Genomic DNA, 23,009 nt, shown 5'->3' on the forward strand with positions numbered 1-23,009 from the left:
TTCCGTCTCGTGCCCAGCAGGGGCGACGGTACGGGCGGGAAGGGCCGGATTCCGTCATACCGGGGTGTCAAGTCCCGTGTGATACCCGGGTACGACGGTTCCGGCGCTGCTCCGGGGCGGTCAGGCGTCCTTCCGGCACGGCGAGCGGCGGATGAAGGACGGTTCCGCCACCACAGCGGCTGTCTCGCGTCCGGACCCCGGGCGTGCGTCCCACGGTGCGGGACGGGCGCACGCGCGCCCGCCGGATGGGGCGACGTCGGCGGGGCGGTGCCGGCCGGGCGACGACAGCCGGGGCGACGACGCCGGCCGGGCGGTGCCGGCCGGCGGCCGAGGACCTCCGGCCGCCGGACCGGGCACCCCTCGGGTTACGGGTACTCGCAGTACACGGGGCTGGAGTTGGTCTCGACCGGTACGCCGGGCACCGGGCCGTCGTTGGAGCCGCCGCTGACGTACACGGCGCTCACCCAGCCCAGCCAGCCCCCCGGCGTGACGATCTCCAGCCAGTAGTGGTTGTAGTAGGAGCCGTCGGAGACGTAGCCGTCCCAGCGCTGGCAGAACGCCTGCACGTTGACGTTGGTGAGCCGCTCCTGCGTGGCCAGTCCGCAGCTGGTGTTCGCGCACTCGCGCACCCGCACCTGGCTGGCCCAGACGTGGACGGACGACGTCGTGACGGCGGCCTGCGCGGGAGCCGCCGTCACCCCCAGCACGGCCGTCAGGCCGAGCAGGGTGGCGCACAGCGCGCGCACGGAGAACCTTCGGTTCGTGGACTTCCAGGACACAGCGGTGCCCCTCTCGGTGTCGTGTCGATGGGCGGAAGTGGACGCGTCAGCCGGGGGACGGCGCCGGCGGGGCGCTCGTATGAGCGTCCGCGCCGCCGTCCTCCGGGATCAGTGGCAGTCGGATTCGAGGGACAGGCCGGGCACCGGCTGGTCGTTGTCGCCACCGCGCACGTACACCGCGCTGATCCACCCGACCGGGCCGCCCGCGTCCACCTGCACCCACCAGTCGTTGCGGTACGGGCCGTCCACCACCTCGGTGCTCTGTCGCTGGCAGAAGGCCGTCACCCACCGTCGGCCGATCTGCGCGCCCTCGATCGGCGGGCAGGACGCGGACGTCCCCGCGCAGGCCCGGACGTTCACATTGGTCGCCCACACGTACAACCGGGCGTCCGCGGTGGTCGCGTGGTCAACTACCCGACGGAGTGGTGGCACTGGTCCTACGGGGACCGGTACTGGGCACTGGTGACCGGGCGGCGGTCCGCCCGCTACGGTCCCGTGGAGCCGCCGCTCGGGACGGCGACCTCCGCAGCACCGGCCTGAGCGGGTCCGCCCCCGTCCAGTCCGCCCGCTTCCCATCCGCCCACTTCTCATCCGTCCGCCCGAACACGTCTGCTCCGAGTCCGTCCGCTCCGAGTCCGTCCGCTCCGAACACGTCCGCACGACCGGCCGGCGCCCCTGCCCCCCGACCGGCCACCGCAGCAGCCGCGCCCAACCGACCAGCGACACCGCGTGCACCTGGGGGAACCGTCCGATGAGCATCGCCAAGCCCTGTGACACCGTCCTCGACCGTCCGCTCGACGTCATGGACTCCACCGAGTTCGACGCCGTCTTCACCGAGGTCATGCCCCGGCTGCGCCGGCGGCTGCTGGCCCTGACCGGCAATCCGCACGACGCGGACGACCTGCTCCAGGACACCTACCTGCGCCTCTCCCACCGGGCCAGGCGACGCACCCTCACCGTCCAGCAGCACCCGTACGCCTACGCCTCGGCTACCGCGCTCAACCTGCTGCGGGACTCCTGGCAGCGGCCCTCCCGCCGGGAGACGGCCACCGGCCGGCTGCCGGAACCGGGCTGGGACGGCGGAATCGAGCGCTGCGAGACCAGGTGCGCGGCGCTGGCGCTGCTCACCCTGCTGTCGCCGAAGGAGGCGGCCGCCGTGATCCTGGTGGACCTGGAGGGGCTCAGCCACGACGCGGCAGGGGAACGGCTGGGCGCGCACCGGGGGACGGTCCAGCGCAACCGGATGCGCGGCCTCGCCAAGATGCGGGCCGCGCTGGCCGATCTCCGGGCCCGCTGACCGGGTGCGACGGGGTGGGGGGAGGGGCGCCGGGCCCCGCCCTCACCACACCGCGCCGTCTCAGCACCTCGCGCCGGCCGGCAGCCCCGCGTACTGGTTCCCCTTCAGGTAGACCGCGCTGGCCCAACCCTCGGTGAAGCCGATCCACACGTCGTTGGTGTAGCCGTGGTCCCGGACGGTCTCGCCGTGGGTCCAGCAGAGGGCGTCCGTACGGGTCTCCCCGGCCAGGATCTGGTCGAAGGCCCGGGAGGACGTGTTCGGACCGGTGCGGATGTTGACGGTCTCGTAGGCGGTGACGCTGTACGGGCCGAGCGCGGGCGCGCTGCTCGCGTCCGTCGCGCTGCTCGCGTCCGTCGCACCGCTCGCACCGCTCGCACCGCTCGCACCGCTCGCACCGCTCGCGCCGCTCATGCCGGGGCAGTCCGGAACGTCGGGAAGCCGGTTGTCCGGGTAGGCGACGTAGTAGCTCGCCAGCCACCCCGTCGACCGGTCGGTGTTGATCATCAGCCAGTACGGGTTGCCTCCCACGACCTGCCCGGGGCCCTGGCAGTAGACGTAGAACTGCGAGCCCGGCTGGAGGCGTTCGCGCACGTCGGGGCAGTTGGCGACGGAGGGGTGGCGCCCGCAGGTGTTCGGATCGGCGTCGCTGACGCGGACGTTCACGTCGGTGGCCCAGGTGTGGTAGTAGCGGCCGGCCGGGGCGGCGGCCGACCGGGCTTCCGCCACCGGGGCGGCGGCCAGCAGGCCGGCCGTGGCGGCGACGACCACGGCGGCGGGAACGGCGGCGGAACGGCGGAAGGACGGGAAGCGGGACACAGCACTCTCCTGACACAGGCTGACTGACACGGCTGACTGACATGGCGTCGGCTGACACGGGCCCGCTGACACGGGCCCGCTGACACGGGCCGGCTGAAACGGGCCCGCGCCGCGCACGGCGGGCCATCCGGGGGACGGCGGACGGCCGGAGCGGGTATGACCGCTTCTCCTGCCCGGAGCTGTGACGCACATCACTGGGAGCGGGGCATACCGCCACCTCCCGCGCACGGTCCCCGCGGTGACACACCGCCGACCGAGGACGTGCACCGTGAACACAACCATCAGGACGCGCCACACCGCCGGCCGCTCGCTGGCCGTCGTCGCCGCCTTCGCCCTCTCCGCCGCCCTGCCCCTGACCGCGTCCGCCGCGTCCGCCGCGCCGGCCGCCCCCGCGTCCGTCCAGGCCGCCTGCGACGTCCTCGCCCCGGGCGCCTCGGCCACGGCCGAGGCCGCCGTCCGGGCCGCCTGCAGCCAGCTCGGCGTCTGGTACAGCTGGGGCGGCGGCCACGGCGCCACTCCCGGCGCCAGCTACGGCTACTACGACGGCGTCGACCCCGCGAGCCTCCACGACAACGAGCGCAAGGGCTTCGACTGCTCCGGGCTGTCCCGCTTCGCCTACGCCCAGGCGACCGGCCGCGACCTGCTCAACGGCACGGCCGACGACCAGTTCCACACCTCCCATGCGTCGGCCCGGTTCTCCGCGGCCCAGGGCTCGGCGCCGCTCCTCCCCGGCGACCTGATGTTCTGGGGCAGCGGCCACATCCACCACGTCGCCGTCTACATAGGCGCCGGACAGATGGTCGAGGCGTACGAGTCGGGCACCCACATCCGGGTCACGCCGGTGCGCACCGGCGGCGACTACGCGGGCGCCGTCCGGATCGACGGCTCCGGTACGGTGCCGCCCCCGCCCGCCAACGGCGGTACCACCTTCGAGACCTGGGGCACCGGAGTGCGCACCCACTCCTCGCCCAGCGTCGGCTCGTCCGTCGTGGACACCTTCCCGGGCCCCGACCAGGTGTCGGTGATGTGCCAGGAGCACGCCGAGCTGGTCACCGCGGAGGGCTACACCAACGACATCTGGTCCCGGCTCACCGACGGCTCCTGGATGACCAACATCTACATCAAGGGCCCGGCGTCGCTGCCCGGCATCCCGGACTGCGGCGGCACCTCCACACCGCCGCCGAGCGGCGGCAGCAAGGCCTTCCAGACCTGGGGCACCGCAGTGCGCACCCACTCCGAGGCCAATGTGAACGCCGGCGTGGTCGACTACTTCCCGCAGCCCACCACCGTCAACGTGGTCTGCCAGGCCCACGCCCAGACGGTGACCGCCGACGGCTACACCAACGACGCCTGGTCCCGGCTGACCGACGGCTCCTGGATGACCAACATCTACATCAAGGGCCCGGCCTGGCTGCCCGGAGTGCCCAGCTGCTGAGCCCGGCCGCCCCCGGTGCGGCGGCGCGCCCGCCGCACCGGGGCGTTCCTCCCCGTGCCCGCCGGCGTCGCGCCCGGTGCGCCCGGTGCGCCCGGTGCGCCTGTTGGGGCGGGTGGGCCGAAGTGGGCCGGGCGGCCCTCAGAATCCCGCTGTGTCGAGTTCGGTGTTCAACGGCGGCGGGAGCCGCAGCGGCGTACCGAAGGGGTGGGGGCCCTCGACCAGGGTGTAGCCGAGCCGGCCCGGCTGGGAGAAGAGGGTGCAGGTGCGTTCCTGCCGGTCGACCAGGAGGTACACGGGGGCGCCGAACTGGGAGTAGCGCCGACGCTTGGAGGTGCGGTCGGTGTCGCCGTTCGACGGCGAGGTCACCTCGACGACGAGCACGGTCTGGTCGGGAAGGAGCGCTCCTTCTGTCTTCGCGAGTTCGGCGGGTACCACGGCAAGGTCGGGGACGTAGTAGTTCTCCGTACCGGGCAGGTCGAGGTTTCCGGAGCCGGCGCGCAGGCCCAGTTCACGCATGCGGGGCCCGATCTGTTCACGGATCAGGTCCACGGCGGTCTCGTGGGCCCAGGAAGGTGACACGGGGGTGATGACTCCCTCGACGATCTCCACGCGGTCACCCGCGATGTGCTGAATCGCGTACTTCAGTGCCTGCTCCGGATTCGGCACCTGGCTGTAGTCACCCGGGCCGGCGTGCGCCGTGCTCACCTGCTGCTCTCCTGTCCGGATCTCAGTGCTCGGAACGGGTCCAGTGGCAACCCCGGCACGCCGCAGTGCGAGCGCCGCAAGGGCCTCAGTAACGTTACTAGCTGTCACCTCCGGTCACCTCCCCATCGGGGGAGTGAACAGTGACGCGCAGGTGCCCGTCCGCGCGGCCGGGCCCGGCCGGCCGGAGCCCGCTGTTCCCGCACCCGCGCCGACCGCCTCCGCTACATTCCTGGCGTGGACCAGTTGACCGCCGGAGATCCCCACCAGATCGGCCCCTACCGCCTCATCGCCCGGCTGGGCGCCGGAGGCATGGGGCTGGTCTACCTCGGCCGCTCCGAGGCCGGCCGCACGGTCGCGGTCAAGGTCGTCCAGGCCGAGTACGCCGCTCAGGGCGAGTTCCGCAGGCGGTTCGCCCGCGAGGTGGCGGCGGCCCGGCGGGTGGGCGGGAGCTGGACCGCGGACGTCCTGGACGCCGACACCGGGGCCGACGTGCCCTGGGTGGCCACCCAGTACGTCCCGGGGCCGAGCCTGGCCGCGGTCGTCGCCGAGGACTTCGGCCCGCTGCCCGAACACTCGGTCCGGGTCCTCGCCAACCGGCTGGCCCTCGCCCTGCAGGCCGTCCACGGCGCGGGCCTGATCCACCGGGACCTCAAGCCGTCCAACGTGCTGGTGACCGTGGACGGGCCGCGGCTCATCGACTTCGGCATCGTCCGGGCCATGGACGGCCTCGGGGGCGACAGCCTGCTCACCCGCACCGGCGTGTTGATCGGCTCACCCGGCTTCATGTCCCCCGAGCAGGTCCGGGGCCTCGAACTCACCCCCGCCAGTGACGTCTTCTGCCTCGGCGCCGTCCTCGTCCACGCCGCCACCGGGCGCCTCCTCTTCGGCGCCGCCGACGTCAGCCTGAACGCCCACCTCTTCCGGATCGCCGAGGAGGAACCCGACCTGACCGGCGTCCCGGCCTCCCTGGACGCGCTCGTGCGCGCCTGCCTGGACAAGGACCCGACCCGGCGGCCCACCCCGGCGCAGATCTCGGCCCGCACCGGCGGGGACGAGGGCGGCGTGTGGCTGCCCGGTGAGATCCTTGCCCAGCTCGGCCGCCACGCCGCCCAGTTGCTGGACTACGTCCCGGCCCCGCGGAGCGACGCCCCCGAAGCCCGGACCGACACGCCCGCCCCGGCACCCCCGCCCCCGGTTCGGGTTCCGCCCCCGCCCCCGGTTCCGTCGAGGCCGTCTCCGGCCGAAGTGCCTGCCGGAGCGGCCGCCTACACGCCGACGGTCCCCGCCCACGACGTCCACGCCGGTACTCCCGCTTCCGCCCCGGGCGCCACCCCCGATCCGTCGCCGCGCCGCCGCGGCGGCCGGGCGGTCGTCGCGGCGGCGCAGTTGGCGGTGATGCTCGGGGCGGTGTACGGGATCTGGTTCGCCACGCCCGCCCCCTCCCGCCACTTCTTCTACCGGAGTCCGGGGTTCTCCGCCTTCGCCGTGGCGTTCGCCGCGCTGCTCCTGCCCGGCGGCCACCTCGCGGACATCGCGGGGCGCAGGCGCACCCTGGCGGTCGGGCTGGTGGGACTTCCGGCGGCCTGCCTGCTCGGCTACGCGAGCGGCATGGGCTCCGCCCCGCGGATCCTGGTCCCCGCCCTGCAAGGGGGCTTCGGTGCGCTCGTCCTGGCCGCGTCGCTCGCCGTCACGGCCGACGGTTCCACCGGACCACAGGAACGGAGCCGAACCCTCGGGGTGTACGCCTGGACCGGTGTCGGCGGTTCGGTGGCGGGGCTGCTCATCGCCCAGTTGGCGGGCACGGACGTACTCCTGCTGGTCGCCGCGGCCGCCGGGCTGGCCGCCCTGCTCGGCATCCCGGTCCTGCCGCGGGACCCCCGGGGCCGCACCCGTGTCCGTTTCGACCCGCTCGGCACGCTGCTCGGAGGCCTCGGTCCCGCCGTCCTGCTCGCGGGACTCGGCCGGCCCTGGCTGGGCCCCTGGATGGTCTCCCTGTCCGCCGCCGGCCTCGTGCTGTCCGTGCTCTTCCGGTGGCAGCAGGCGGCGGCGAAGGACCCGCTCCTGCCGTCGGACGCGGTCAGGGGCCGTGGCCGCCCGGGCGGCCTGCTGGTCGCGGCCCTCACGGGTGTCGGCCTGCTCTGCCTGCTGCCGATGCTGACCGGCATGGTGTACCGGGCGTCCGGCTACTCGGGCCCGCGGGCCTGCCTGCCGATGCTGCTGATGGCCGCCGCGGCCGCCGTCGGCGCCGCCCTGGTCGGCCCCCGGCTGCGGCGCCGCGGGACCTCGCCCCGCGCCCTGGCCGTGGCGGGCCTGCTGACCACCGTGCTCGGGATGGGCGTGGGCATCGTCGCCCTGGGGAGCGGGCAGTCGGGCACGGTCCTGCCGGTCGGTACGGCCGTCGCGGGGCTGGGCACCGGCCTGGCCTTCCTGCCGCTGTTCTCCTTCGCGGCCGGGACCGCCGTCTCCCGGCGGGCCGGTGCGGTGTCGGGCGCCCTCCTTGCGGCGCAGTTCGTGGGGCAGGGCATCGGCACCTCGGCGCTGTACGCCAACCCCGGCGTCCCGCCGTGGTGGGCGGCGGTCTGCCTGCTCCTCGCCGCGGTGCTCGCCGGTGTCACGCTGCCGGCCGCGGTTCCGGTTCCGGGCGGTGCGGAGGCCGGCGCCGGGCGTTGACCCGGAGGCCGTTCGGGGCCCGGGGCTCCGGATCCGGGCCCGCACCACCGGCGGTCAGCGACCGCGCAGCTGCAGTCGGCGGGCGTCACTTCCCGTCCGCTACCGTCCGCTTCCGTCCGCCCAGGACCTCAGCTCGCGCCCGCCCTGAGCCTGTCGATGCGGGACGAGACGTACTGCCACTTCGCCCAGAACCTCGCGAGCTGCTCGCGTCCCGCGTCGTTCAGCGCGTAGAACTTGCGCGGCGGGCCGACCCCGGACGGCCGTCGGGTGACCTGGACGAGTTCGTTCCGCTCCAGCCGCAGCAGGATGGTGTACACCGTCCCCTCGACGACGTCGGTGAAGCCGAGTTCGTTCAGCCGACGGGTGATGGCGTACCCGTAGGTCTCCTCGCTGCCGATGATTTCGAGCACGCACCCTTCGAGCGTGCCCTTCAACATCTCCGTCAGGTCGTCCATCGCAGGTGCTCGCTCCTCAGCGCTGGCGGTACTGCGTGCTACCGAGTACTGCTGCACGGTAGCACTGGTAGTGGGAGTGCGGGACATGCCGGATGCGGCGGCCGGACACGTCCGTGCCCGGCCGCCGCCCCGGGGCCTCGCGCCCACAGCCGCCGCTGCCGCTTTCAGTGCTTCGGTGCGCGCGTCCGGACGAACTGGAGCGCCACGCAGCCGATCACCGTGAACAGAGCACCCCAGAACATACCCAGCCCGACGAGGCACGCGCCGAGCATCATGACGGCTGCGGCGGCCGACTGCCGGCGGATCTCAAGCGCGGAGCGTCGGCTGGCCGACGGCCGGACCAACTGACGCCCGGTGAAGACCTGCACGAGGTTGATCGAACCGAGAAGACCCGCGAATACGGCAAAGGCTGTCCACATCCCCGGAAGGGTAGCCAGCGTTGGCGATCATCGTCGAACCCGGTGCCCGTCCCGGCGGCCCCGTCGGAGTCGTCGGGCGGTCCGGGGCGGGGCGCTCGGCCCCGCGGGCCGGCCTCAGCGGGCCGGATGGTTTCCCGCCCACACCGTGGGGGTGCGGTCCGACCACGGGGCGGCCCGTTCGAGCTGCCCGGCGAGGCGGAAGAGGCGGCCCTCGCGCCCGTGGCCGGCGGCGAACTGCATGCCGACCGGGAGCCCCGTGCCGGGGTCGGCCGTCACCGGCACCGACATGGCGGGCGTGCCCGCCACGTTGAACGCCGCGGTGAAGGGCGAGAGGTCGAGGAGCCGGCGGAGCCAGCCGAGGCCGTCCAGCGTCTCCGCCCCCCGGCCGTGAGTGCCCAGGGGTACGGGGAGGTCCGGCACGGTCGGGGTGAGCAGCACGTCGTACGCGTCGAAGGACCGCGCCAGGCTCCGGGAGACCCGGTTGCGGACGGCCAGGGCGGTCACGAACTCGGTGCCGGTGACCCGCCGCCCGTAGTGGTAGCTGGCGAGGATCGGCGGTTCGAGGGTCGAGAAGTCGACCGGCCGGCCGGAGGCGGCGGCCAGCTCGTCGATCCACGCGGTGAGGTTCGCCGTCCACTGGCGGGCGTTGGCCAGGACGAACTCCTCCCAGTCGACGCCGAGTTCGGCTCCGGCCTCCTCGACCTCGTGGCCGAGGGACTCCAGCAGGCGCACGGTGCGGGCCAGCGCCTCGGCCACGGGCGCCGTGGTGCGGTGCCCGCCCCACGGCTGGGCGAGGACACCGATCCGCAGGGAGCCCGGGTCCCGGGTGACCTCCTGCGCGTACGGCCGGGGTGGCTCCGGGGCGACGTAGGGGTCACCCGCCGCCGGGCCGCTGACCAGGTCGAGCAGGAGTGCGCTGTCGCGCACGGTGCGGCTGACGCCGCCCTGCACGGCCAGGCCGTTGAAGATCTCGTCGACGTCGGGGCCGACGGGTATGCGGCCACGGGTCGGTTTCAGTCCGAACAGGCCGTTGTAGGCGGCGGGGACGCGGATCGAGCCCGCGGCGTCGGTGGCGTGCGCGAGCGGCACGATCCCGGAGGCGACGGCCGCGCCCGCGCCGCCGCTGGAGCCGCCGGCGCTGCGCGTGAGGTCCCACGGGTTGCGGGTCGGGCCGTACAGCACGGGTTCCGTCGTGGTGCTGTAGGCCATCTCCGGGGTCGCGGTGCGTCCGAACGTCACCAGGCCGGCGCGGCGGAAGCGCGACATCAGGGTGGAGTCGGCGGTGGCGACGTTCCCGGCCGCGAGGCGGCTGCCGAGCTCCGTGCGCCGGCCGGCCATGGTGATTCCGAGGTCCTTGACCAGGAAGGGGACCCCGGCCAGCGGCGCGCTGCCGGGGCGGGGCCGGTCGTCGGCCGGCCAGGTCTCCACGACGGCGTTGACCTGCGGGTCGACGGCCCGTGCGGCCTCCCGCGCGGCCGCCTCCACCTCGGCGGGGGTCACCTGGCCCCGGGCGATCAGTTCGGCGAGCCCGACCGCGTCGAAGCCCACGTAGTCCTTGACGTCCACTGGGTCACTCCTTGCATCGAGAATGATACCGATCAGTCCTAGGCGATACCGATCGGTATCGCGTGGAACGGACTGGTACCGTAGCAGGAAGGTTCAGAGAAACAGGAAGAGCGGGAAGCGGAAGACCCGCGAGCGACCGGAGGCCCCCACCGCCATGACATCGCCCGCCGTGACATCGCCCGCCAGACGACCGAGCCGGGTGGCGAAGCTGCCGCCCCGTGAGCGCATCCTCGACGCCGCGGAGGAACTCTTCCGGACCGAGGGCATCCGGCGCGTGGGCGTCCAGGCGATCGCCGACAAGGCCGAGACCACCAAGACGGCGATCTACCGTCACTTCGAGACCAAGGACGAACTGGTCGCCGAGTGGCTGCGGATCGTCGCCGCCGACTACCAGGCGGCGTTCGACCGGGTCGAGGCCGAGCATCCCGGCCGGCCCGGGGAACAGATCCTCGGCCTGGCCCGCTTCATCGCCGAGGGGCTGCCGGCCGTCTCGCACCGGGGCTGCCCCTTCATCAACTCCATCGCCGAGCTGCCCGACCGCGCCCACCCCGCGCGGCAGGTGATCGAACAGCACAAGGAGCGCCAGACCCGCCGGCTGGTCGACATGTGCGCGCGGGCCGGGCTGCCCGACCCCGAACAGACCGCGGCCGAGATCACCTTCGTCCTCGAAGGCGCCCAGGTCAGTACGCAGAACGGCAGCATCGACCGGACGGGCGAGCGTCTGATGCGGATCGTCGAGGGAATCGTGGACCGGGCCGGAACGCCCGCCCCGACCGCCCGCTGAGCGGCCCAGGGGTCGGGTGGCGGGACGGGACGCCCCGACCCGCGCCCGGCGCATCCGGGCGACACCCGGTTTTGCCCCGCACCGTCCCGGGCAGCCGAGGCCCATGGACCGACGATCTTGCCCCCGGGCCGACAACACCCTGCCGCTGCTGCTGAGCGGCTACGCCTGGCTGCCGAACCGGAGGCGCCGCCGTCCCGGACCGGTGCTGCGCACCCGGCTGCTCGGCCGCCCGGCCGTGGCCCTGCACGGCCCCGAAGCGGTGCGTTTCTTCTACGACGAGCGCCACATCCGCCGCGCCGGCGCGCTGCCGGAGCCGGTGCGCTCCACCCTGTTCGGCCACGGCGCCGTCCACGGCCTCGACGGGGCCGCCCACCAGCTGCGCAAGGCGATGTTCCTCGGCCTGCTCGCCGACCCGGACCGGCTGGAGCGGCTGGTCGGTAGCGTGGACGCGGCGTGGGACGCCGCGGTGCCGGTCTGGCGCGAACGCGGACGGGTCGTCGTGCTCGACGCGGTGGCCGAGGTGCTCACCGCAGGCGTCGCCCGCTGGGCCGGCCTCACCCTCCACGACGACGAGGTGGCGCCCCTGGCCCGCGACCTGGTGGCCATGGTGGACGGCTTCGCCACCGTGGGCCCGCGCCACTGGCGGGCCCGGCTGGCCCGTCGCCGCCGCGAGCGGTCACTCGCCGCCCTGGTCGAGGCCGTCCGGGACGGTTCCGCGTCCGTACCGGCGGACAGTGCCGTCCAGGTCGTGGCACGGCACCGCGACGCGGACGGCGAGCTGCTGACGCCGAGGGTCGCGGCGGTGGAGTTGCTGAACGTCCTGCGCCCGACCGTCGCGGTCTGCTGGTTCGCGGCGTTCGCGGCCCACGCCATGCACCGCTGGCCCGACAACCGCCGGCGGCTCGCCGAGGACGACGCCGCCTTCGCCACGGCCTTCACCCAGGAGGTGCGCCGCTTCTACCCGTTCGCCCCCTTCGTGGGCGGCAAGGCGGCCGCCGACCTGACCTTCGCCGGCGAGCCCCTCCCGGCCGGCACGCTCGTCCTGCTCGGCCTCTACGGGCACCTGCACGACCCGGCGCTGTGGGAGGACCCCTACCGCTTCCGCCCCCAGCGCTTCCTCGATGCGCCCGCCGACCCGCGGAAGCTGATCCCGCAGGGCGGCGGCGACGCGGCCACCGGCCACCGCTGCCCGGGTGAGGGCGTCGTGGTGGGGCTGCTGGAATCCCTCGCCCCACGGCTGGCACGGCTCGACTACACGGTCCCCGACCAGGACCTCACCATCGCGCTCGACAGGGTGATCGCCCGCCCCCGCAGCGGCTTCGCCATCGACCTGGCCTGACGCGGAACGCGCCCCGGCCCGCGCGATCCGCGATCCGCCGCGGGCGGTCCCGGAGGCCATTCGGCGTCCGGATCGCCCCCGCGGTGCGCGAGGTTGACGGCTCCTGGGCCACGCCGTACGCCTCCGGATCCTCCGCTTCGTGCCCCGCCACCGGCAGCGGGTGGACGAGCCGGACGGCCGGCTCGTGCGCGAGGTCCTCGGCCGGGAGCAGTTCCTCGCCCCGGGGAGAACGTGCGGTACGACAGTCATGACAGTCATGACGGGGAGCGTGGTCCGGAGGTCCGACGGCGCCGCCGGGCGGGGGACGTGAGGCGAATGTGGTCGTAGCCCGTACCGGCCGCGATCAGCCAGAGCGCGACGCCGATGGCCAGGGTGACGTTCGGTGGCCACAGGATGAGGATCAGGAAGAAGGTGGCGCAGACGGTCATGACCGCGGCCCCCAGTCCGCCGGACAGGAAGTCGCCCCTCATGGCCGCGGCGTCGTTCGGGAACGGGGCGGTGAACAGCAGCACCAAACCGGCGCCGATCAGCACGCCCTGCGCGATGAGCGGCGGCCAGAGCCCGTCGTGGAGCTGCTGGCTGCGGCCCTGGTAGCCGAGTTCGAACACCTTTCCCCGCAGGACCTTCAGGTCCAGCACGGTGCCCGGCTGGACTTCGCGGTAGAACGCGGCGTCCACCGTGTAGCTGCCGGCCGGCGCCTTCTCGCGGGCGACGGTCAGCTTGAACACGGTCGAGGTGTCGTGCGGTTCGGTCCACTGCTTCGTCACCCTGCCGCTCTCCCGGGCCGTGCAGAGCGCACCGGGCTTCGCCTCCGCGGTGCCGCAGAGCGGAGCGGTGCGCTGCCCGTGCTGCTCCTCGAAGACCTCGGCGAAGATGACGAACCCGCGAACGGTGAGGGCGAGGGCCAGCAGCCCGAGCAGGATCCGGGCGACGCCTCTGAGCCGTCTCCTGAGGGCGTGGGTCGGTTCCTCCGACCGTTCCTCCGGTGGCGCGTCCCGGATCGGCACCGAGTCCTCAGGCGTCGTCATCGTCGCCACTCCGCGTCCGTACCGTCCGTGCGTCCATCGGCGCCCCCCACCGGCAGATACCTTCCCGTGGCGCCGTACCCCGCCTCACCCGCCTCCCTGCCTCACCCGCCTCCCTGCCTTACCCGCCCTTCCCCTTTCGCACCCGGTACGAGTCCGGGCGCCCACGGGATCATGCCAGGCCCGGCGGGAGCCTGCGACGAATTCCGGCCTCTCCCAGTGCACTTGCCCGGTGGCACCCGTCGGCGCGTCCCGGGCCGGCGGCGCCGGTACCGGTCGTCCTGGTCCTGGTCCTGGTCCTGGTCCTGGTCCTGGTCCTTGTGCCGGCTGCCGTCGGAGGTGGTCCGGCTCGCCGGGGTGTTGTGACGGGGAGCCGTCGTGTTGTCAGTGCCGGATGGGATCGTACGGGTACGTCGGGCCGCCGGGCCCGGCACCGAGGAGGGGACAACCATGCGGCGTACGAGCTTCGCCTGGGCGGCGGCGGTAGCGGCGGTGGCGACGGTCGCGGGAGCTGCAGCTCCCGCGACTGCCGAGCAGGTCGGGACACCCGGGACGGGAGAGGTCCTGCCGTACCCGGGGCCGGAGGGGCTGCTCTGGATCCCCGACTGGACAGGCGACGGCGGGGCCGTCACCGGTGGCGCCTTCCCGGCCGGACCGCCCGTCACGGTCACCCTCGGCTGCCGGGCGGGCGGCGGCCCGGGTGAGGCGCGGGTCTCCTTCACCGCGGTGTACGGCGACACCACACCGGTGGACTTCACCGTGGCCTGCCCGGCCGAGGCCGTCGGCACGGGCTCCGCCGTGGTGACGGCCGAACAGGGCCGTTCCTTCCACGTCGCGGTGGCCACGTCGGCGCCGGACGTCCACTGGGGGCTCACGGTCACCCAGCCGGACGCCTGACCGCCCGGGACGGGGGGCGAGCACCCGCGGTGAAGTGACGAGTTCCCGGGACGGCCGGCGGGCGGCGGGTGGCGGTCGTCGATGCCGGTGACGCCGGTGCTGAAGCGGTCCAGGGCGTTCGAGATCGGCGCCGGGCCGCAGGGGCGGGGCGCGTCGATCGCCGCGGGCCGGTGGCCGGCTCCCGCATCCGGCGGACCGGCTCTCCGAGCGATCGGTCCCGGCAAGCCATGGTCCCGCTGGGCGAGAGCATGGACGAACTTCGGTGCCCTCGGGGGAGCCCGAGGCGAGGATCACCCTGCCACGTGGAACTCGTTCCCGCCCGGGTCGAGGAACTCGCCGGGCTCCCGGCCGCGTTGGGTGACCTCCAGCCGCACTCTGTTCCGTGCCTCCTTCGGCGCTGCGGGCGGCCCCATCACCAGCGAGACCGTACTGGTGGGCGTCCGGCGCAGCCGGACGCCCCAGTCGTGCTCCTCGGCCGCCTGCCAGTCGGCGCGGGACTGCCAGAAGGCCTTCTGCGCGTCGCGGTGCTCCTGCGTGACGTCGAGGCAGATCGCCACGAGGCCGCAGTCGCCGAGCACGCCGGGGTGGCCGGGACGCAGCACACAGAACTCGTTGCCCTCCGGATCGGCCAGCACGTCCCACGGGACGTCCCCCTGGCCGATGTCGACCCGCGTCGCACCGAGCGTGAGCAGGCGCGCCACCTCGGCCTCCCAGTCGGGGCCGCCGGCCAGATCGAGGTGGAGCCGGTTCTTGTGGGCCGTCTTCGGTTCCGCGGCCGGGGTGAACCGCAGTCGGAGGCCGTCCGTCCGGCCCCGTGTCGCGTCCGCCCAGAAGCGGTCCATACGCGCGGGATCCAGCGCGTCGATCACGATTCCGGTCAGCATCCCGTTTCCCCCAAGCCCCTGGAACCCGCTGCATGCTCGTCCCGGCCGCCGCTGTCGGTGTCAGCGTCGGCCCCGGATCCGGAGCAGGCATCCTGGACACCCTGCCGCCGAAGATCGCCGAGCGCAAGACCTGCGCCACCATCGCAGCACAGTACTGCTCCGAACTTTCCCGCTACATCAGGGAATAGGGCCTCTCGTCAAGTGCGCGAGTGGCCATTGCGCCGCCGGATTCAGCAGACGACTCCGATATCTGGGACTGACCGGTCCCACCTTCCGCGAACGCCCCCGCCTCTTCCTCCCTCATCGGGTGGCTGGGGCAGGGGCCGTCTTGCGTTCCCGCTCGCCAGGTGCGCTGTGCGCTGATCACCGCCCTCCCGGGGTGCTCGACTGGCGCAGCGAGTATCGGAACCTGACGTACGAACCCGTGGACTGCGCTGAGCCGGTGCGGGCCGCCCTGCTGCGATTCCTCGGTGAGTCCGGTCTTCGTTTCGGGGCATTCGACTTCGCCGCGACGCCCGAAGGTGAATGGTGGTTCCTGGAGTGCAACCCGAACGGTCAATGGGCGTGGCTGGAGCACGCGACGGGCCTGCCGATCACGTCCGCAATCGCCGATCTTCTGGAGAACGGAGTTACCGAGTGAGCGAGTCCGAAGGGCTGCGGGCGGTGCTGGCCGCACAGCTCAAGGAAGCGGGGGTGATCCTGAGCGCCGAGTGGGAAGCGGCGGTGCTGGCTGTCCCGCGTGAAGCGTTCCTGCATGACGGCTGGTTCGAGTACGACGGTGACGGGTGGTACCGGCCCGTGTTGCTGGAGAAGTCGCCCGAGCTGATCGGCCGCGTGTACGAGGACGACACGTTGGTGACGCAGCTCGCCGGCTGTGTGGTGCCCCGGCAGGTCGAGGGCCGGTTGGCGCAGGTGCCCACGTCGTCATCGACTCTGCCCGGCCTGGTGGTCCGGATGCTCGAAGATCTGCGGGTGCAGCCCGGCATGTCCGTGTTGGAGGTCGGCACCGGCACGGGCTACTCAACTGCTCTGCTGACGCACGTCCTTGGCGACGACCATGTGACGTCGGTGGAGGTGGACGCGGACGTGTCGGCTCGGGCATCTGTGGCGCTCGGCGGACTCGGCTACTGGCCCGAGCTGGTGACCGGTGACGGACTCGCCGGGTACGCCAAGGGGGCGCCGTATGACCGGATCATCGCCACGTGTGGGGTCCGGACCGTTCCGGCCGACTGGATCGCGCAGACCCGTCCGGGCGGCGAAATCCTGGTGACCGTGGGCGGCTGGATGAACGCTTCCGAGCTGGTACGGCTCACGGTGGCCGAGGACGGGACGGCCACCGGTCCGGTGCTCGGCGGCGGTGTGTCGTTCATGCTCGCCCGCCCGCACATGCCCCCGCCGCTCGGCATGCTGCCCGCGCTCGACCAGGGCGAGGCCCGCCCGGCGGGTGTCGGCGCTGACGTGCTCGACCAGTGGGCGGCCCGGTTCGTGGCGCAGTTCGCGGCGCCCACCGCGCAGTACTTCGCCATGGCTCGGAACGGACGCACCGAGCACGTGTTGGTGGACGTGGACGGCGGGTCATGGGCCGTGGTGTTCGAGGACGGGGGCCAGTGGCTGGTCCGGCAGGGCGGCCCGGTCCGGCTCTGGGACGCGGTGGCCGAGCTGATCACCCGGTGGCGTGTTGCGGGTGAGCCCACGGGCGGGCGGCTGCGGATGATCGTCAGCCCAGAGGGCCAGCGGATCGAATGGGACTGATTCCGGAAGCTGGGGCCCTGCCCGGTAGGCCCCACGTACGACGATGCCCCGCGCGGTCTCTCCGACCGTGCGGGGCCTCTTGCATGCGCTGACGTGACGGTAAGCTCAGCGGAACTGGCAGTCACGTGTGTTGGGGTCGGCCAGCACGGGCTTCCCACCCGGGCGTTGCGCCCGAGGCCGGGTTCCTGCTGACCGCTCTTACCCGCTCGCCGGCGGCCATCAGGCCGTCGGCCACGTGACGAGCGACGTTACCGCGAGCGCCGAAGACGACTGCCACCATGGTGGGGGCCTCCTCCTGGGTGTGGACCTGTCGGTCGTGGACGTGAACGGCCGGGCAGCGGCGGTGCCGGGTGGGGGAGGGCGTGCCGTTGTCGGCGCGAGCGGCGTGGGCCGGCTTTCCGGTCGTCGCTCAGGGCCGGATGTTCTCCAGGTCCTCCAGGAGGCTCAGGTGCTTCGGCTCCCAGCCGAGGGCCTGCCGGGTGCGGGCGCTGGACGCGGGCTGGTCGGCCGCGAAGATCGGGCCGAGAGGGCCGTACGTCAGCGGCGGCACCGACTCGACCGGCAGGGCCAGCCGTCGGCCGATGACCGCGGCGATGTCCCGCACCTGGTCCCCCTCGTCGCCCACGGCGTGCCAGGAGGTGCCGGCTTCCGCCTGCTCCAGCGCGAGCCGGAAGAGGACTGCCGCGTCGAGCGCGTGCACGGCCGGCCAGCGCTGGGTGCCGTCGCCCGGGTAGCCGGACACCCCCGTCCGGCGTGCGATGTCGGTCAGCAAGCCGGCGAACCCGCCCGTGCCCCGGTTGTGGACCGTGCGCGGCAGGCGCACGGCCGTGCTCCGGACCCCGCGCGAGGCCAGGCCCAGGACCGCCGTGACGGCGCGGCCGCGACCACCGACCGGCCCGTCGGTCGGCAGCGGGTCGGCCTCGGTGGAGGCACGGCCCGGCACATGGGGCGTGCCCGAGCAGGTGACCAAGGGCCGGTCGCTGCCGACGAGTTCCTCGCCGAGGGTCGCGAGGGCGGCACTCTCCTCCGCGACCGCCTCGGCGACGGCGTCGGGGCTGCTGAAATTGTTGGCGAATGCCAGGTGGATCACCCCGTCGGCCTGAGCGGCGCCGGAGCGGAGGACGTCCAGATCGGCGAGAGCTCCCCGGAGAGGCTCGGCCCCGGCCGCCTCGACGGCCCGCGCGGAGGCGTCGGAGCGGGCGAGCGCGAGGACGGTGTGGCCGTTGCCGAGCAGTTCGGCGACGACGGCGGAACCGATCAGACCGGTGCCACCCGTGACGAAGACGTGCATGAGGCTCTCCCTCAAGTGATGGGACTCTTGTCCCATCACTCTAACAGGATGATGGGACAAGAGTCCCATCACGTATGATGAAGCCATGGCTCGATGGGAACCAGGCGCACGCGAACGCCTCGTGGTGGCCGCAGTGGACCTGTTCACCGAGCAGGGGTACGACGCCACGACGGTCGCGCAGATCGCCGAACGCGCAGGGGTCACCAAGAGCACCTTCTTCCGGTACTTCCCCGACAAGCGAGAGCTGCTGGTGGCCGGACAGGAGACGCTGAGCCGGCTGCTCACCGAGGGGATCGCCGAGGCGCCCGAGGACGCCAGCCCCCTCAAGGCGGTCGCCGCCGGTCTTGAGCGCGCGTCGAGCGCGATGGGTCCCATGAATCGCGAGCTCGCCCCGCGCCTGAAGGCCGCCGTCGCCGCCAGCGTCGAACTCCAGGAGCGTGACGCCCTCAAGACCGTCAGCCTCGCGGCCGCGATGGCGACCGCCCTGGTCGCCCGCGGCCTGTCCGAACCGGCCGCGGCCCTGGCCGGCGAGCTGGGTGTCCTCGCCTTCAAGCGCGGGTTCGCCGAATGGTCCGAGAGCGACCGTGACGGCAAGGACGAACTCGCCGGGTACGTCCTGGCGGCGCTGGACGAGCTGCGTACGGTGAGTGCCTCACTGGGGTAGGCGCGACGTGCGCGATGTGCGCGACGTGCGGAGCGCATCACGGGCAGGCTCCCGCTCCCGGCGCGCGTCGAACTCCGGCGGCTTCTTGCCGGGCTCGATGCGGAGTTCCGCCGCAGGACACTTCCCGACCCTGATCCGAGCCGTTGGCTGGACCGGAGCGGAAGTCCGTATCCGTGGTGGCGTCGACGGTTGTACGTGGGCAGAGGACCTGGTGCGGGACGGCGGCGGCGATGGTGAGCCGCGCGTCGAGGCGGCATGATCTGACGGCTCGACGATCAGGGCGAGCCGTGAACCCGGTGCGGCCGGCGCATCGTGTCGCCCCGTTGTGAAGCAGGCCCGCCCGTAGCGCATTCGGCGCGAACGGTCCCCTGCGCGCTTGGGGCGTGACCCTTTTGATCGTATGAGTATTTGTCTTCCGTTTTTCAATCCGGCCGAATCCTGGAAAACCAAGGGGAGCAGCGGAAATCACGAGGAGGTGGGGCGCGATGTTGGACGTCGAACGATTGCTGGCCGACTGCCTCCAGGACGTTCGCGCGGTTCCGCGAGGCACGGTACCCGTCGATTCCGCGAGCCCCGAATACGAAGCCGCGCGCCGCACCTTCCTGAGCGCCGGCCTGTCCGCACTGCGCGAGGACAGGCCGGAGGACGGCTGGGTCCAGATCAACCTCGCGCCGGGCCCGGCCACTTGGTGCCGGACGTACCGCGCCGTCGCGGACACGGCCCGCGATCTGATCGCCGCCGGCTCGGCCCGCTCCTTCTTCTTCATGCACAAACCGCCGGGACTGCGGGTCCGGTTCGAGGCGGCCCGGTCGGATTCCGAGGCACTGCGCGAGGAACTCGTGCGGCGCTTCCGCGGCGTGGACGGACGGTCGGGTCCGCCGTTGTGCGGAAGGTACGAACCGGAGACCTATCTCTTCGGCGGTCTGCGATCGATGCGGCACGTCCACGACCTGTTCACGGTGGATTCCCTGGCCTGGCTCGATCACCACGACACCGTCGCCGAAGGTCGGCTGGAGGCGGTCCCGGACTGGCGGTTCTCCCTGTACCTGCTCGGTGAACTCCTCGACGGCCTCGGCATCGTCGGCTGGGAGCACCGCGGGGTCTGGCAGGTGCTGCGGGACGACATCGGGCGCGGGCTGGGCACCGACCCGGACGAGGACGCCCGGCGAGCCGCCGCGGGCATCCTGGCGGTCTGGCGCAGCCGGGGCCCGGACCTGCTCGCCCCGCTTCCGCCGCAGCGGCGGGCGGCGGTCGAGGCGCACGGGAACGCCCTGCGCCGGGCCGCCGAGGCCTGGCGCACCGGCTACTTCGAATCCGGTGAGGCGGTGCTAGGCCCACGTCGCGCCGCTGCCCACTACGTCGTCTTCCACTGGAACCGGGGGCGGCTCTCCCTGGCCCGGCAAGGCCTGCTGACCGACGCTCTCGCCGGTGACGGGAGGTTCTGACACATGGCCGTGAACATGCCCGTGAACGTGAACGTGGACGTGGACGTGGACGTGGACGAGGCCGCGGGACCCGCCGGCACGGCGCTGCTCCGCGTGGCCGGCATGCCCCTGGAGGCATGGACGGCGGCGGGCAACCCGGAGCTGTTCGCGCAGTTCGCCGACCATGCCCGGCAGGACGAGCAGCGGGCGGAGCACGCCCGGGAGCTGGCAGCGCGGTTGGGCGACGTGGTCGTGCCGCACCCCGGTCTCACGCCCGCCGACCGCCGCGCCGTGCTGGCCCTGCGCCGCCGGCTGCACTCCGGCGCCGCGCCGGGCCCGGCCGACCGCCGGCTGCTGGAGCGGCTGCCCGCCGCCCGCGGCCTCGTCACGGACGCCGCCCGGCTGGCCGCCGACGCCGAGTCCTCCTTCGCCGCCCTGCGGCGGCTGGAGGAGGCGGTGGCGGACGAGCGCGAGCGCGTGGGCGCGCTGGGCTGGTCCCTGCTGTGCGCGTCCCCGGTCATGCGGGCCTTCCTGGACGAGACGGATCCGGGAGCCGCCGCGGACGTGTACGGGCGGCTGGCCGCGGGGGAGTCCTGGGGCGGGAAGCGGCTGCGCAAGCGTGCGGCGTACGTGTGGCGGGCCCTCGGCCGGGCCGCGGCCAAGACCACCCCGCGCGGCTGGGTCGGCCAGGTCACCCTGGTGCCGGTCGCCCCGGCGGGCGAGGACGGTGGCGGGGCCGACGGCGCCCTGCCGCGGCTCATCCCTCCGGGCGCGGCCCTCGGCGAGGTGGCGGCCGAGGCCGTGGAGAACGTCCATGCGGTGCGGGCCCGGCTCGGCGGCCTGGACCTGCGGACCGCCGGCCCGGCCACGCTACTGGCCCTGTCTCCGCTGCACTTCCTTCAGCCCGGGAGCGGCGCACCGGGCACCGGGGTGCTGCGCTGCTGGGCGGTCGACCCGAGCGAACCCAGCCGGATGCGCCAGGTCGTTCTGCGGCGGGTCCTCCCGCTGGAGCAGGTCCTGGCCCACCTGGGCGGCGGCCCCAGGACGTTGTGCGACCTCGAAGCCGCTCTGCTGGGAACGGCGGCGACCGGGACGGCGGTTCGCGGACCGGAGGTGCTGCGCGGCTTCCTCGCGCACCTGCTCGGGCTCGGCGTGCTCCAGGCCTGTCAGGCCCCGCGCCGCCGTGCCACGGGCTGGTTCCCCGCCGAGGACGTCCGTGAACGCGGCACCCTTCCGCAGCTGGTACCGGTGCCGGTGCCGGGCGCCGGGTGCGGCATATCCGCCCCGGCGCCGGCGCACCGCACCACCGGCTCCGCCTCCGTCCCCGCCGAAAGCGGGACCTCCTCCGCCGGGGCCTCCCGGCCGTGGTTCACCGATTCCTACCGCACCACCGCCTCGGCCGTGTCCGGAGCGGCCGTCCGCCGGGTGGAGCGGGCCCTCGGCACCGCCGCCCGCGTGGCGTGGCTGCGGGAGACCGACCGGCTCGCGGGGCCGGACCCCCACCGGCTCCCGCCGGAGCCGGCAGAGCTCGCGGAGCTCACCGAACGGCCGTGCCCGCTCGGCGACATCCTCGCGCGCTGCCTGCCCGACGGCGACTCCCCGCCCCCGCAGCCCCTGCGCCGGTACACGGGCTGGCACCCCGCCGAGACCTCCGGTTCCGGTTACGCCGCACTGCTGGCCCACCTGTCCGCCCGGGCCGACGCCGGGACGGTGGACCTGGACGACGATCTGCTGGACGCACTCGGGGCTCCCCCGGCCGCGACGGTCCTGCCGCCCTGGCCCCTGGACTGCCTGCTGCGTCCGCTGCCGGGGCCCGGTCCGGTCGCGGCCCTGGAGACCGCCTCACCGGCCGGTGTGCTGGACGCCCGGTTCGCCGACGCACTGGGCACCCTGCACGGCGGCTACGACAACCTCCGGAGCTACCGGGCCTTCCTCGCCTCCGTGGAGCGGCTGTCCGGGGCGCGCTTCGTCGAACTGCTGGTTCCGCCGCTCGCCGAACGGGCCGCCAACGCCGTACGACGGCCGGTCATAACCGGATGGTGGACGGGGGATCCCGACCCCCTGCCCTACCACGGCGCGGACGGCCTGACGGCCCGCTACCTGCCGCTGAACCGCATCACCCTCCGGCGGGCCGGACCGCGGATCATCGCCGAGGCCGACGGGTACCGCCTGCTGCCCGTCCACCACGCCACCCGCACACCACTGCCCCCGTACGACGTCCTGCTCCGGCTGCTGCTGGCCGCGGGCCACCCGGCGGGCGCGCGCGTGATCCGCCTGGACGGCCTGGCCGGGGCGTTCCCCGGCGCGAGCCGACTGCCCCGGGTGACCGTCGGCGGCGGCGCCCTGGTCATCAGCCCCGCGGTCTGGCGCGTCCCGGCGGCCCTGCCGTGGCGGCCCGGCGACGGTGACCTGGTCAAGGCACGCGCCCTCGCCGACCTCGAACGCCGCGCCGGGCTGCCGCGGTTCGCGTTCGTACGGGCCGTGCCCCAGCCCAAGCCGGTGCCCGTGGACTTCGCGGCGCTGACCGCGATCCCCCTGCTGGAGCGGATCAGCGCGCGCCACCCCGACGCGGAGCTGCTGGTCGAGGAGATGCTCCCCGCTCCGGGCGACCTGCCACTGCGCGATCCCCTGCACGGAGGCGCCGCCGTCGCCGCCCAACTGCTGCTACGACTTCCGTTCGACCGGGGCGCCGAGGAACTCGCGGAGCCCGCTGCCGCCGCACTGCGCGGCGAACCCGACGTCCCCGGTGCGCCCGACCCCCGCGGGCGGGCCACCGGGGCGGTCAACACCCATCACCGCTCCTGAAG

General features: G+C 73.8%; 22 protein-coding genes. 12 read left to right on the top strand and 10 right to left on the bottom strand.

Going from position 1 to position 23,009, the window contains the following annotated elements:
• Positions 1–365: 365 nt before the first annotated feature.
• A complete protein-coding gene (locus ACIRVF_RS24960; RefSeq protein ID WP_402821773.1) occupies positions 366–746 on the bottom strand; it encodes a hypothetical protein in 381 nt (126 codons plus the stop codon).
• A gap of 141 nt (positions 747–887) precedes the next feature.
• A complete protein-coding gene (locus ACIRVF_RS24965) occupies positions 888–1,211 on the bottom strand; it encodes a hypothetical protein (protein WP_402821776.1) in 324 nt (107 codons plus the stop codon).
• A 319-nt stretch (positions 1,212–1,530) separates the two neighbouring features.
• On the opposite strand from ACIRVF_RS24965, the gene ACIRVF_RS24970 reads away from it, so the two are divergent.
• Complete coding sequence (locus tag ACIRVF_RS24970) at positions 1,531–2,076, top strand: RNA polymerase sigma factor (protein WP_402821779.1); 546 nt, start codon at positions 1,531–1,533, stop codon at positions 2,074–2,076.
• A gap of 60 nt (positions 2,077–2,136) precedes the next feature.
• Here the strand turns inward: ACIRVF_RS24970 and ACIRVF_RS24975 are convergent, their stop codons facing one another.
• Positions 2,137–2,892 (bottom strand): SH3 domain-containing protein, encoded by a 756-nt coding sequence (locus ACIRVF_RS24975; protein ID WP_402821781.1) that lies wholly within the window; start codon positions 2,890–2,892, stop codon positions 2,137–2,139.
• A 268-nt stretch (positions 2,893–3,160) separates the two neighbouring features.
• On the opposite strand from ACIRVF_RS24975, the gene ACIRVF_RS24980 reads away from it, so the two are divergent.
• On the top strand, positions 3,161–4,327 hold the full coding sequence (locus ACIRVF_RS24980; RefSeq protein WP_402821784.1) for an NlpC/P60 family protein: 1,167 nt from the start codon (positions 3,161–3,163) through the stop codon (positions 4,325–4,327).
• A 138-nt stretch (positions 4,328–4,465) separates the two neighbouring features.
• Here ACIRVF_RS24980 and ACIRVF_RS24985 read toward each other — a convergent pair whose 3' ends face one another.
• A complete protein-coding gene (locus ACIRVF_RS24985) occupies positions 4,466–5,032 on the bottom strand; it encodes a Uma2 family endonuclease (protein ID WP_402821787.1) in 567 nt (188 codons plus the stop codon).
• Between the two features lie 234 nt (positions 5,033–5,266).
• Here ACIRVF_RS24985 and ACIRVF_RS24990 point away from each other — a divergent pair, with 234 nt between their 5' ends.
• The gene (locus tag ACIRVF_RS24990) at positions 5,267–7,702 is read left to right on the top strand and encodes a bifunctional serine/threonine protein kinase/MFS transporter (protein ID WP_402821789.1); all 2,436 of its coding nucleotides are present in this window, start codon (positions 5,267–5,269) and stop codon (positions 7,700–7,702) included.
• Positions 7,703–7,830: 128 nt separating this feature from the next.
• On the opposite strand, the gene ACIRVF_RS24995 is transcribed toward ACIRVF_RS24990, so the two are convergent.
• From ACIRVF_RS24995 to ACIRVF_RS25005, 3 genes are all read right to left on the bottom strand, one after another.
• Positions 7,831–8,157: a PadR family transcriptional regulator gene (locus tag ACIRVF_RS24995; protein ID WP_402821792.1), complete on the bottom strand. Its 327-nt coding sequence runs from the start codon at positions 8,155–8,157 to the stop codon at positions 7,831–7,833.
• A gap of 164 nt (positions 8,158–8,321) precedes the next feature.
• Positions 8,322–8,576, bottom strand: a complete 255-nt coding sequence (locus tag ACIRVF_RS25000; protein WP_402821794.1) for a hypothetical protein — start codon at positions 8,574–8,576, stop codon at positions 8,322–8,324.
• Positions 8,577–8,690: 114 nt separating this feature from the next.
• The gene (locus ACIRVF_RS25005; protein WP_402821797.1) at positions 8,691–10,142 is read right to left on the bottom strand and encodes an amidase; all 1,452 of its coding nucleotides are present in this window, start codon (positions 10,140–10,142) and stop codon (positions 8,691–8,693) included.
• A gap of 169 nt (positions 10,143–10,311) precedes the next feature.
• On the opposite strand from ACIRVF_RS25005, the gene ACIRVF_RS25010 reads away from it, so the two are divergent.
• Positions 10,312–10,926, top strand: coding sequence for a TetR/AcrR family transcriptional regulator (locus ACIRVF_RS25010; RefSeq protein WP_402821860.1), 615 nt, complete (start codon positions 10,312–10,314; stop codon positions 10,924–10,926).
• 103 nt (positions 10,927–11,029) lie between these two features.
• Positions 11,030–12,265, top strand: a complete 1,236-nt coding sequence (locus tag ACIRVF_RS25015) for a cytochrome P450 (protein ID WP_402821800.1) — start codon at positions 11,030–11,032, stop codon at positions 12,263–12,265.
• A 254-nt stretch (positions 12,266–12,519) separates the two neighbouring features.
• Here ACIRVF_RS25015 and ACIRVF_RS25020 read toward each other — a convergent pair whose 3' ends face one another.
• Positions 12,520–13,293: a hypothetical protein gene (locus ACIRVF_RS25020; RefSeq protein WP_402821803.1), complete on the bottom strand. Its 774-nt coding sequence runs from the start codon at positions 13,291–13,293 to the stop codon at positions 12,520–12,522.
• Positions 13,294–13,740: 447 nt separating this feature from the next.
• Here ACIRVF_RS25020 and ACIRVF_RS25025 point away from each other — a divergent pair, with 447 nt between their 5' ends.
• The gene (locus tag ACIRVF_RS25025) at positions 13,741–14,187 is read left to right on the top strand and encodes a hypothetical protein (protein WP_402821806.1); all 447 of its coding nucleotides are present in this window, start codon (positions 13,741–13,743) and stop codon (positions 14,185–14,187) included.
• 290 nt (positions 14,188–14,477) lie between these two features.
• Here ACIRVF_RS25025 and ACIRVF_RS25030 read toward each other — a convergent pair whose 3' ends face one another.
• Positions 14,478–15,071, bottom strand: a complete 594-nt coding sequence (locus ACIRVF_RS25030) for a VOC family protein (protein WP_402821808.1) — start codon at positions 15,069–15,071, stop codon at positions 14,478–14,480.
• A gap of 32 nt (positions 15,072–15,103) precedes the next feature.
• Between ACIRVF_RS25030 and ACIRVF_RS25035 the strand changes: the two genes are divergently transcribed.
• From ACIRVF_RS25035 to tgmC, 3 genes are all read left to right on the top strand, one after another.
• Positions 15,104–15,259 (top strand): hypothetical protein, encoded by a 156-nt coding sequence (locus tag ACIRVF_RS25035; protein WP_402821811.1) that lies wholly within the window; start codon positions 15,104–15,106, stop codon positions 15,257–15,259.
• A gap of 191 nt (positions 15,260–15,450) precedes the next feature.
• Positions 15,451–15,711, top strand: coding sequence for a hypothetical protein (locus tag ACIRVF_RS25040; RefSeq protein ID WP_402821814.1), 261 nt, complete (start codon positions 15,451–15,453; stop codon positions 15,709–15,711).
• Entirely contained in the window at positions 15,708–16,823 is a 1,116-nt protein-coding gene (gene tgmC, locus ACIRVF_RS25045) for an ATP-grasp peptide maturase system methyltransferase (protein WP_402821817.1), read from the top strand. The genes ACIRVF_RS25040 and tgmC overlap by 4 nt, the downstream gene beginning before the upstream one ends.
• Positions 16,824–17,232: 409 nt before the next feature.
• Here tgmC and ACIRVF_RS25050 read toward each other — a convergent pair whose 3' ends face one another.
• A complete protein-coding gene (locus ACIRVF_RS25050) occupies positions 17,233–18,114 on the bottom strand; it encodes an SDR family oxidoreductase (RefSeq protein WP_402821819.1) in 882 nt (293 codons plus the stop codon).
• Positions 18,115–18,199: 85 nt separating this feature from the next.
• On the opposite strand from ACIRVF_RS25050, the gene ACIRVF_RS25055 reads away from it, so the two are divergent.
• The 3 genes from ACIRVF_RS25055 to ACIRVF_RS25065 all read left to right on the top strand — a co-directional run bounded on the left by ACIRVF_RS25055 (position 18,200) and on the right by ACIRVF_RS25065 (position 23,007).
• Entirely contained in the window at positions 18,200–18,778 is a 579-nt protein-coding gene (locus tag ACIRVF_RS25055) for a TetR/AcrR family transcriptional regulator (protein ID WP_402821822.1), read from the top strand.
• A 485-nt stretch (positions 18,779–19,263) separates the two neighbouring features.
• Entirely contained in the window at positions 19,264–20,223 is a 960-nt protein-coding gene (locus ACIRVF_RS25060) for a thiopeptide-type bacteriocin biosynthesis protein (RefSeq protein WP_402821825.1), read from the top strand.
• 3 nt (positions 20,224–20,226) lie between these two features.
• The gene (locus ACIRVF_RS25065) at positions 20,227–23,007 is read left to right on the top strand and encodes a lantibiotic dehydratase (protein WP_402821828.1); all 2,781 of its coding nucleotides are present in this window, start codon (positions 20,227–20,229) and stop codon (positions 23,005–23,007) included.
• Positions 23,008–23,009: the final 2 nt, after the last annotated feature.

The organism is Kitasatospora sp. NPDC101157, from assembly GCF_044768255.1.
Classification (GTDB): domain Bacteria; phylum Actinomycetota; class Actinomycetes; order Streptomycetales; family Streptomycetaceae; genus Kitasatospora.

Coding starts and splice junctions, on each gene's coding strand:
- ACIRVF_RS24970 (WP_402821779.1), top strand. CDS start 1,531: ATGAGCATCGCCAAGCCCTGTGACACCGTCCTCGACCGTCCGCTCGAC.
- ACIRVF_RS24995 (WP_402821792.1), bottom strand. CDS start 8,157: ATGGACGACCTGACGGAGATGTTGAAGGGCACGCTCGAAGGGTGCGTG.
- ACIRVF_RS25000 (WP_402821794.1), bottom strand. CDS start 8,576: ATGTGGACAGCCTTTGCCGTATTCGCGGGTCTTCTCGGTTCGATCAAC.
- ACIRVF_RS25015 (WP_402821800.1), top strand. CDS start 11,030: ATGGACCGACGATCTTGCCCCCGGGCCGACAACACCCTGCCGCTGCTG.
- ACIRVF_RS25020 (WP_402821803.1), bottom strand. CDS start 13,293: ATGACGACGCCTGAGGACTCGGTGCCGATCCGGGACGCGCCACCGGAG.
- ACIRVF_RS25025 (WP_402821806.1), top strand. CDS start 13,741: ATGCGGCGTACGAGCTTCGCCTGGGCGGCGGCGGTAGCGGCGGTGGCG.
- ACIRVF_RS25030 (WP_402821808.1), bottom strand. CDS start 15,071: ATGCTGACCGGAATCGTGATCGACGCGCTGGATCCCGCGCGTATGGAC.
- ACIRVF_RS25035 (WP_402821811.1), top strand. CDS start 15,104: ATGCTCGTCCCGGCCGCCGCTGTCGGTGTCAGCGTCGGCCCCGGATCC.
- ACIRVF_RS25050 (WP_402821819.1), bottom strand. CDS start 18,114: ATGCACGTCTTCGTCACGGGTGGCACCGGTCTGATCGGTTCCGCCGTC.
- ACIRVF_RS25055 (WP_402821822.1), top strand. CDS start 18,200: ATGGCTCGATGGGAACCAGGCGCACGCGAACGCCTCGTGGTGGCCGCA.
- ACIRVF_RS25060 (WP_402821825.1), top strand. CDS start 19,264: ATGTTGGACGTCGAACGATTGCTGGCCGACTGCCTCCAGGACGTTCGC.
- ACIRVF_RS25065 (WP_402821828.1), top strand. CDS start 20,227: ATGGCCGTGAACATGCCCGTGAACGTGAACGTGGACGTGGACGTGGAC.